This is a genomic window from Pedobacter sp. AK013, from assembly GCF_014205835.1.
GTDB lineage: Bacteria > Bacteroidota > Bacteroidia > Sphingobacteriales > Sphingobacteriaceae > Pedobacter.
In genome coordinates this window covers 19,220-30,153 of sequence record NZ_JACHCQ010000051.1, presented here as the reverse complement: position 1 = coordinate 30,153, position 10,934 = coordinate 19,220, and the positions used below count along the sequence as shown (strand labels likewise).

General features: G+C 42.9%; 4 protein-coding genes. 3 read left to right on the top strand and 1 reads right to left on the bottom strand.

Features of this window, described 5'->3' with window-relative positions:
* Positions 1-629: 629 nt before the first annotated feature.
* The gene (locus tag HDC90_RS23415; RefSeq protein WP_184470809.1) at positions 630-2,291 is read right to left on the bottom strand and encodes an FMN-binding glutamate synthase family protein; all 1,662 of its coding nucleotides are present in this window, start codon (positions 2,289-2,291) and stop codon (positions 630-632) included.
* Positions 2,292-2,374: 83 nt separating this feature from the next.
* Between HDC90_RS23415 and HDC90_RS23410 the strand changes: the two genes are divergently transcribed.
* From HDC90_RS23410 to HDC90_RS23400, 3 genes are all read left to right on the top strand, one after another.
* Entirely contained in the window at positions 2,375-2,995 is a 621-nt protein-coding gene (locus HDC90_RS23410) for an L-threonylcarbamoyladenylate synthase (protein WP_132396513.1), read from the top strand.
* A gap of 911 nt (positions 2,996-3,906) precedes the next feature.
* Entirely contained in the window at positions 3,907-9,699 is a 5,793-nt protein-coding gene (locus HDC90_RS23405; protein ID WP_184470807.1) for a CehA/McbA family metallohydrolase, read from the top strand.
* Positions 9,700-9,707: 8 nt separating this feature from the next.
* A complete protein-coding gene (locus tag HDC90_RS23400) occupies positions 9,708-10,628 on the top strand; it encodes a type IX secretion system membrane protein PorP/SprF (RefSeq protein ID WP_184470805.1) in 921 nt (306 codons plus the stop codon).
* Positions 10,629-10,934 lie beyond the last annotated feature (306 nt).

The window sequence follows — 10,934 nt, the reverse complement described above, 5'->3', positions numbered from 1 at the left end:
CTCAAATATAACACTACAAAGGGTAGACTTAAAGCTACCCTTTTTTATAAACAAAAAAATATTTCTCCGGACAACAGTGAACTTGTTTCAGTATCTATCATATTATTTTCCATCATTAGACCCTGAAATAAATTCAGGGTGACGATTGAGAGAACGGCTTCCATCATACTGAACCTGTTTCAGTATCTATCATGCTATTTTGCGTCATTAGATCCTAAAATAAATTCAGGGTGACGATTCGAGAGAACGGCTTCCGTCATACTGAACCTGTTTCAATATCTATCATGCTATTTTGCGTCATTAGATCCTAAAATAAACTCAGGGTGACGATTCGAGAGAACAAATCCCGTCATACTGAACTTGTTTCAGTATCTATCATGCTATTTTTACACCTTAATAATCCTTCTATCTCTGCCACCTAAACCTAGATTGACGCGTAAAGCCCGGAATCCGATCCTTTACCGATGAATCGGCACTAAATTAGCATCGGATGAGGACTTGCAGCAAAAGCAGTACTACTCAAACCTAAGCAGTACTGCCCTTGCTTTCCAAAAAACTAATGAGTTACCGTACGCCAGACTTACGAAGTTCTGCCTACGCTTGCGCACTTTGAAACTTCGCTAGTCGTCTTAACGGCCTTCCTCATGCATCGTATCACCATATGGATTCGCATGCGCATAATCTACTGCCGAAACCTTATAATCAGTAGGTGCAAAACTGGCCGAAGTACTGAGTGCCATTCCCAGTTCGTAACGCGTTGGATATGGCGTTTTTAACAAACTACCTGCCGGGATATATGGAAAAGTTTCCAAATAACTCTGCATTACACTTGGGCTTACACGCCTATTGATGTATGCCCGGCTTAACTGATGTGTTTCTCTTAAACCCGCAGCACCTAATAATTCGACGGCGCTGGCTACAGTCAGGTTATGGAAATTTTTAACACGCACGGTTTTATCTTCTACCACTAAACCTTTCATCAGGCTTGGATCTTGCGTGGCCACACCTGTTGGGCAAGTATTACTGTTACACTCTAGCGCCTGGATACAGCCCAAAGCAAACATCATTCCACGGGCAGCATTACACATATCGGCACCAAGGGCTATATTTTTAACCAGATCGAAACCTGTTGCCACTTTACCCGAAGCAATAATTTTAATGTGTTTTTTCAGGTCAAAACCATTTAAAACATCGTACACAAAAGCCACACCTTCGCGCAAAGGCATACCTACCGAATTCGAAAACTCCTGTGGTGCAGCACCTGTTCCACCCTCACCACCATCAACGGTAATAAAATCAGGATAAATCCCGGTTTCTACCATGGCTTTACAAATGGCATAAAATTCGCTTTTACGACCAATACAAAGTTTAAATCCTACAGGTTTACCATCCGATAAATCGCGAAGTTTTTTAACAAACTCCAACAAGCCGATTGGTGTATTAAAGGCCGAGTGCGCTGGCGGCGACAATACATCTTTACCTTCGGGCACTAAACGGATCCTAGCCACTTCTGGTGTTACCTTTTTGGCTGGCAGCATACCACCATGCCCAGGTTTAGCGCCCTGAGAAAGTTTTATTTCGATCATTTTTACCTGATCGGTTTTTGCCCTTTCAGCATAAGCATCGTAATTAAAAGTACCATCGGCATTACGGCAACCAAAATAACCGGTACCAATCTGCCAGATTAAATCGCCACCTGGCTTACGGTGATAATCGCTGATGCCACCTTCGCCGGTATTATGGGCAAAGTTGCCCATTTTTGCACCACCGTTTAAGGCCAGAATGGCATTCTGACTTAAGGACCCAAAACTCATGGCCGAAATATTATAAATACTGGCAGAGTAAGGTTTTTTACAATCTGGTCCGCCAACCGTAACTCGCGGATCTAAATTTAATTCGTGGTGAGAAATAGCCGCAATACTATGGCTTAACCATTCGTAGCCATTATCATAAACATTTAACTGTGTTCCGAATGGAATGGTATCGTTATCTTTTTTAGCCCGTTGATAAATTAAAGAGCGGTTTAACCTGCTGTAAGGCGTACCGTTGGTATCACTTTCTACAAAATACTGGTAAACTTTCGGCCTTAACTCCTCCATAAAATACCTTAAACGGCCAAAAACCGGGTAGTTTCTCACAATACTATGCTTGGGCTGATATAAATCGTATATACCAAGTAGTACAAAAGGACCTGTAAAAATGAACGTCCACCATAAAAAGGGATGATACAAGCCCAGCATAATGGTCAGGGCAACTAAAAATGCGGCAATCGCGACGAAAGCTTTTCTCATAATAATAGATTAGCGTATGTTTTGTTAGTACAAAGATTAGGATTATTAAACAACTGACACCATTAATTTGTTATTTTTACGCTATGCTTATTAAGATTTATCCAGAAAACCCGAACGAAAGAGCCATTGAACAAGTTGTTGAGGTGCTGAAAAAAGGTGGTTTAATCATCTACCCTACCGATACCATTTATGGTTTGGGCTGCGATATTACCAATCCGAAAGCCATCGAAAAAATATGCAGAATACGTGGTATTAAACCCGAAAAAGCCAATTTCTCCTTCATCTGCCACGATTTAAAGCATATATCTGATTACATTAAACCTATTGACAATACCACTTTCAGGGTTTTAAAAAAAGCTTTGCCAGGGCCGTTTACCTTTATCTTTAACGCGAACAACAACGTACCCAAATTATTAAGTTCCAATAAAAAAACGGTGGGTATCCGTGTACCCGATAATAACATTGCACGTTGTATTGTAAAAGAACTGGGTAACCCTATCCTATCTACTTCGATAAAGGATGATGATGATGTAATCGAATATTCTACCGATCCGGAATTGATCCACGAAAAATATGAAGATTTAGTCGATCTGGTAATCGATGGTGGTTTTGGCGATAACGAAGCCTCTACCGTGATTGATTGCACCACAGGCGAGTTTGAAATTATCCGTGAGGGTAAAGGGAACATAGAAGAGTATTTGTAAGATCTTTTACAGTATAAAGCCGGATAACCTACTGCCTTATAATATCCGATTGCTTTTCAGGAAGTGAGTGGTCCGGTTCCATGTAAAAAAATCAAAAAACAGATTCATCGAGAGGTTAAGAATGACAGACTCAAAAATCGGTCGTCATTTCGACTGTAGCACAGCGGAATGGAGAAATCTTTTAACATAGTCTAAAGATCTCCTTTCATCAAAGATAAAGAAAGAGCCCCTCGGCGGCAGTGAACCTGTACCGATTTTTCATCGGTAGCCGAAGCAAGGCTGAGTAAAGGGCAAAACCTCCCCTTAAACCATAATAATAAGATTGCTTCATCGGCTGAAAAAGCCTCATCGTAATGACTGATTTATTGTAAGAGTAGAATAACAACCGTATTATAGCGAACGCTTTAAACCCAATCCGCCTCTTCTAAAGAGAAAAGACTAAATTCACTATAGCATAGGGTCCTAAAATTTATCAACATCCGCCCTAAATATCAAAGAAATATATAAATTTATATTTTTAATGCCGTACTCCACAAGCTTTTAACAAAACCAACAACTAAAATTAACTTCATTCTAATACTGAATTAATATTCAACGTATATTTTCGTAACCTAATCATTCTATATGGCGCTACAATTACTCCAATAAAGCTTTCCAGCTAAAAAAATCGTTGTCAGGCAAATGATTTTCGCATAATTGCTACAGATTTTACCCTGTAGTGATGATGGTTTGCGCTCAATGATCAAAAATCTTCTAATTACAATCCTTATTATTCTGTATGGCAAAACTTTACTTCTAATCATTCGAATCCTCGCGGGACCGTTCCCGATGAATAAAGCGATTACACTTAATTCGCTCTACTAACTTATTCAAAAAGATTAATCATCATTTCATATCCCTAACAAAATTGTATGAAAAAACTTTTACTATTACCCTTATTATTTCTCATAACAAGTAGGCTACTGGCGCAGGTAACGCTCACTACTTCTCCTTATGTAGAAAATTTCGATGGCATTGGAACTGCATTACCCGATGGCTTTACACTTCGGACTACTGCCACCACAACCAGTTTAGGTGTTGTTGCAACCTACATCAATACACCAGGTAGTACCACAGCGTGGAATTCTACCGGAGGTACATTCAAAAATTTCGCTTCTGGATCCATTGGCTTGACTGCTGCAACAGCAGCACAAACAGCAGCAACCAATAGAGCACTTGGAATCAGGCAGGTAGCTGCATCAGATAATGGTGTGGGTTTTGCCTTTCAGGTAAGCAATACTACAGGAAAAACAGCTTTCAAATTATCTTTTGACCTTCAATCGTTAGATGCGAGTTCGCCAAGAACAACCACATGGCGGGTTGATTATGGATTTGGGGCCTCTCCAACCGTTTTTACCGCTGCAACCACTACTGGCATTTTAACTACAGGAGGATCTACTAATGGGATAAACACCATAAATGCCGATTTCGGTACTGCTTTAGACAACAATGTTGGTCCGGTTTGGATCAGAATTGTAGCCGTAGGCGCCACTACAGGATCTGGCAACAGACCTTCAACGGCTATAGATAATTTTAGTTTATCCTTTACTTCTGGTGGAGGACCATCTACGCCTTCACTAGCTGCATCGCCAACCAGTTTGGCATTTGGAAACCAAACGATAGCAACAAATTCTACTGCACAGAGTTTTACTTTAAGCGGCAGCAATACCACAGCAAACACCAATGTAACCACAACTTTACCTTTTACGGTATCGAAAGACAACAGCACTTTTAGCACAGCCATAACCTATAGTACTTCTGAAGTTTCAGCTTCGCCAACGGTTTATGTGAGGTATAATCCCACGGTTGTTGGTCCATCTTCGGGCAACGTACAGATTTCGAGTACCGGAGCAACTTCCATCAATGTTAGCCTCACTGGTACCGGTGTTGGAGGCGACGTTACCCCACCGGTAACGGCAGCAACTTACCCAAAAACCACTACAGTTACCACCACTTCAGTCGATTTTGTAAACAACATTAACGAGGCGGGTACCACCTATTATGTACTTGCCCTTTCGGGAGGCACTGCTCCAACACCTGCACAGGTTAAAGCCGCACAGGATGGAAGCGGATCTGCCGCTTTAAAATCAGGCTCATTTGCCAATACCGCCAATACCGATGCCAGCGCATCCATCACCGGTTTAACAATCGGCACCGGTTATACCTTATATGTAGTGGCACAAGATGCTGCTGGCAATTTACAAACCACAGTGGCCACCGTTGATGCCACAACAGCTAACCCGCCTTTGGTGAGCGCACCTGTAATCATCAGTCAATATTACGAAGGTAGCTCAGTAAACAAATGGATCGAATTAACCAATTTGAGCAACGCCCCGATTAATACCGCATCACCACAGTTAAAATTAGCTTTATACAATATCTCTGGCGATGCGGGTAACATCAACATCACTGGTGCACCTTCACAAACGGTAAACTTAAACTTTACCATTCCGGCCCATGGCTCCGTACTTTTGGGCAATACGGGCAACAGCAATACCGAAGTACCTTACCTAAGTCCTGCCAGTGCCATATTAAACAGCAACACTGTCATCAACTTTAACGGTAACGATGGTGTAGCCCTTTTAGATGCCAATAACAACATTATCGATGCTTTCGGTCAGGGTGTTAACGCCAAAGATGTTTCTTATGTAAGAAGTTTGAATGTAACCGCACCTAGTCCTACTTACGTAGACGACGATTGGACCAGAACACCACTGGCTACCGTTCAAAATGCCATTGATGATGACGATCCTAATAGATTGGGTGTACATTTTCCACCTAACTTACCTGCCTGCGCGGCACCAACCAGTCCTGCCACCGCTTTAACTTTTAGTGCTGTTACCACAGGCAGCATCACCGCAACCTTTACCAAATCGGCCGATGCCAACGAATACCTGATCATCAGAAGTTTAAACGCTACATTAAGTGCGCTTCCGGCTGATGGTACTGCTTATGCTGTTGGTTCTTCCTTTGGTGGTGGTACGGTAATCAATAAAATTGTAAGTAATACCTTTACCGATAACGGTTTAAACAGTTCTACTACATACAACTATTTTATTGTTCCATTGAACAACCTTTCTTGTACCGGCGGACCGAAATATTTAACCACCAATATTTTAACCGCGGCACAAACCACCAAAACCTTATTTCCTTGTACCACGCCAACCGCACAGCCTACAGCTTTTACCATTACTTCTTCTAACTACAACTTTATCCAGGCTTCTTTTACGGCCGCCAGCGCAGCAGATGAATACCTGGTGGTAATGAGTACCAGCAACACCTTAACCGCAGCACCGGTAAACCAAACGGTTTATAATGTGGGCGATGCTTTAGGTGGTGGTATTGTGGTAAAAAGGGGAACAGGCACTTCATTTATCAGAAATGGCTTAACCCAAAACACCAATTATTACTTTTTCACTTATGCGGTAAACAGTGCCTGCAGCGGTGGCCCTTTATATTTAACCACACAGCCCCTTTTAGGTAATTTTAAAACCGGTATTCTCGATGTAAACAAACTGAATTTCTATTATGGTAACTTACACAGCCACAGCAGTTATTCTGATGGAAATAAAGACGATTTAACCAAAAAACCAGAAGATGATTATGCTTTTGCCAAAACGGCGATGAAACTCGATTTCCTTGGGATATCGGAGCATAACCACACACAGGCAGGCATGTCTTTAGCCAACTGGCAACCCGGCATAATTGCAGCCAAAAATGCAACTACATCTACTTTCGTTGCCTTGCACGGTATGGAATGGGGCGTAATCAGCGGTGGCGGACACGTAATTGTGTACGGTATCGATTCACTGATTGGCTGGGAGCCCGGCGAAAACCAGATTTATGTACCTAAAAGCACTTATACCGGCCCTGCAGGTTTGTTCAGGATCATTAACCGCCATGGTTTAAATGCCGTAGCTACTTTGGCACACCCTAATACAACCGATTTTAATAACATCTCGGCCACTTACGATTTAAGTGCCGATAGCGCCATTGTAGGTGCCGCCTTAGAAAGTGGTCCTGCATTTTCTACCAATGTAACCTATTCCGATCCAGCCAGCTCAATGAGTTATTTAAGTTATTATAACCGCATGCTGGCCAAAGGTTATCACCTTGGCGCAACCATCGATCATGATAACCACAACATGACTTTTGGCAAGCATACCCGTTCAAGGTTGGTGGTAATGGCCCCTGCCCTTACCGAGAACGATTTATTGGATGCCATTAAAAAGATGCGTTTTTATGCCTCGCAAGATTCGGCGGCTAAAATTGTTTTTACCATTAACAAACAACCGGTAGGCAGTGTATTTAAAACCGCTGGTGCGCCGCAGATAGCAGTAAGTTCAATTACCACCAGCCCTGTAACCAGCATTAAAATTTTATACGGTACACCAGGGAACGGCATTAATCCGGTAGAATTAACCACCAGCCCAACCGCAAGTTTAACCTATACCGATAATGCTTTGGCCAACCTGGCCACGGGTTATTATTATGCCGATATCGTAGAAGCAGACGGAAGCCGCATCATTACCTCTCCCATCTGGTATACCAGAGATGATGCAACGGTTAAAAAAGACCAGAACATCACCTTTACTGCCACCAGAACGGCTACTTATGGCGATCCTGATCTTGCAGCAGGTGCCACCAGCGACAATACCAGCATCAACATCGAATACACCAGTAGCGATACCAATATTGCCACTATCAGCAATAACGATATCCATATTGTAAAAGCAGGTACCGTAACCATTACGGCCAATCAACCTGGCGATACTTTCTTTAATCCCGCAGTTGCGAAACAACAGGTATTAACCATTGCCCCTAAAGCCATTACCGTAACGGCTGATGCTAAAACCAAGGTTGAAGGAACGGCTGATCCTGTATTAAGTTATACTTCTACCCCAGCCCTAGTAGGTACAGATGCTTTTACCGGTACTTTAACACGTGTGGCGGGCGAAACCGCTGGCGATTATGCTATCCAACAGGGCACATTGGCCTTAAGTACCAATTACGCCATTACCTATAAACCTGCTAACCTGCATATTAATGCCAAACCAATTGCAGCCCTAAGCGCAAGTGTTTCTGTTCCGCAGAATAGCATAGCCCCGGTAATTACCTTTACAGCAATTGCAGGTACCGCACCTTTTACTTTTACCTATAACATTAACGGAGCTGCGCCTCAAACCTTAACAGCTGCAACCGCTACGGCAACACTTAGCGTACCAACCAATACTGTGGGTACTTTTGTTTATACCGTTACCAGCATAACTGATGCTTACAGTACACAGGTGCAGAATATTTCTACCACTGTTAAAATTAACCCTATCCCTGTGGCCAGCATTTCTGGTACAACTGCGCTATGCTTAAACGGTACCGCACCAACAGTTACTTTTACAGGAGGCAATGGTACCGGCCCTTATGTGTTTACTTACAACATTAACGGCGGGGCAAACCAAACGGTTAGCACCACGGGCACCAATACAACCGCTACGGTAATTGCACCATCTAATGCTGCCGGAACCTTTAACTACAACCTCATCAGTGTATCTGATGTAAATGCAGGTCAAAACCAATCCGGAACTGCCGTTATTACCGTTAGAGCACTTGCTACCGCAACCCTATCCGGTTCTACCGCAGTACCTAATTTAGCTACGGCACCTAACATTACCTTTACCGGTGCAAACGGCACAGCGCCTTACACTTTTACCTATAACATTAATGGAGGCAGCAACCGTACCGTAACATCTACAGGAGGAAATACAGCAACAGTAGCAGCGCCAACCAATGTGGTAGGTACTTTTGTGTACAACCTGGTAAGCGTTGCAGATGTAAACTGTAGTCAGCCGCAAACCGGTTCGGCAACTGTAATTATCCGTCCATTACCTGTAGCAACAATAGCTGGTAATACAGCCATATGTAACTTTGGTCCATCGCCAAATATTACCTTTACCGGCTCGGCAGGTACAGCGCCTTATACCTTTACTTATACCATTAATGGAGGTAGCAACCGCACGGTAACCACAAGCGCAAGCGCAACCACCGCAACAGTAAGCGCCCCTACAAATATACCTGGTACATTTACCTATACTTTGGTAAGCGTGGCAGATGCCTATGCCAACCAGTTACAAACCGGAACCGCTACCGTAACCGTAAATGCTTTACCAGTAGTTTCTATTAGCAGCAATAAAGGGCTAACCATTTCAAAAGGCGATGCCCTTGTTTTAACTGCAACTGGCGGTGTACAATACAGCTGGACGGGTGCCGAAATTACCAACGGACAAAATACCGCATCGGCAACCATCAGGCCAAAACAAAGCGGCACCTATAAAGTAACCGTAACCAATGCCAGCGGTTGTGTAAGCGATCAAACCATTTCGATTGCGGTAACCGAAGATTATAAGCTGGAAGCCAGCACGGTAATTACGCCAAATGGCGATGGTTACAACGATAAATTTATCGTAAAAAACATCGATTATTATCCAAACAATACCTTAAAAATATTTGATAAGGCCGGGCGGGTTTTGTACACCAAACAAACTTATGCCAACGATTGGGATGGAACCATAAACGGTAGTCCTTTAAGCGAAGGCACTTATTATTACATTATCGATCTCGGTAAGGGCATCGGTACATTTAAAGGTTTTATCAATATCATTAGAGACTAATTACAGACATGAAAGCAATTACAAAAAACATAAAGCAAATGCGTCGCGTAACGTTTCTATTTGCAGCCAGTACATTATTTTTAGGCACCGTGAAGGCACAGATCCTTCCCTTAAATGCGCAATATTTCCAGAACCGTTACCTGGTTAACCCATCAATGGCAGGTATTACCGAAGGTTTTAACATTAACGGCAGTTTCCGTAAACAATGGTCGAACATCCCGGGCGCACCGCTTACCCAAAGCGTTACACTCGATCAGCAGGTAAACAAAGTGGGCTGGGGTGTAAATTTCTACAACGAGAAATCGGGCGGCATACAGCGTACCAAAGCCGTGGGTACCTTCGCCTACCACCTGCCCTTAAGCAACGACGACCAGAAACTAAACTTCGGGATCTCTTTTGGCGCCAGTCAGGATAGACTAGATTTGAGTAGTATAAAAAACAGCGACATTAACGACCCATCTATCGCCCGTTTTAACGATAGGGGATATTATTTAGATGGCGATTTCGGTATCTCTTATACCTCAAAAGGGTTAACCGTTGAAGGTGCCGTGCCCAACATGCGTTCTGTTTTCAGAAAAGACGATTTAAACTTTGCCGATAAGCCCACGTTTTATTCGGCAGTAAGTTATAAGTTCATGCTGGGATCCGGTATTAACGGAATCAGCCTAGAGCCTAAAGGTGTGTTCAGGGGCATCAAAAATTACAAAAATTTATGGGATGCCGGTTTGAATGCCAATTTCGCCAACGATAAACTGTACGCCATGGCCATGTACCACAATACGCAAAACGCTACCTTCGGTTTTGGTATGAACTACAAATCGACCCTATATTTTATGGCTTATTACAATACCGCAACTTCAGCCATCAGTGGTTACACCGATGGCGATTTCGAGATAAATATCAGGGTAAATATTGGCAAGAAACCTTAACGATTAAGCGCCGCGCTGAACACGTTTCAGTTTTAAAGAACGGTCGTCATCCTCGCGCATGCGGGAGATCTTAATAGAACAAACTTAAGCCGCAGACCGAAAGATCTGCGGCTTTTTTTATTGAGATTTTGTTATCCTGAGCGCAGCGAAGGATCTTTTTAATCAGTTCTACTTACCACCCCCGCCCCTCCTAAATCAGGAGGGGAGCTTCCCTCATAGTTTCAAAGCGATCAATCCATAGATGCTGTTTATACACCATGTTATCCGGCCTGGCAGATTTTCTTATTAAGAATCGGTCGTCATTTC

Coding starts and splice junctions, on each gene's coding strand:
- HDC90_RS23415 (WP_184470809.1), bottom strand. CDS start 2,291: ATGAGAAAAGCTTTCGTCGCGATTGCCGCATTTTTAGTTGCCCTGACC.
- HDC90_RS23410 (WP_132396513.1), top strand. CDS start 2,375: ATGCTTATTAAGATTTATCCAGAAAACCCGAACGAAAGAGCCATTGAA.
- HDC90_RS23405 (WP_184470807.1), top strand. CDS start 3,907: ATGAAAAAACTTTTACTATTACCCTTATTATTTCTCATAACAAGTAGG.
- HDC90_RS23400 (WP_184470805.1), top strand. CDS start 9,708: ATGAAAGCAATTACAAAAAACATAAAGCAAATGCGTCGCGTAACGTTT.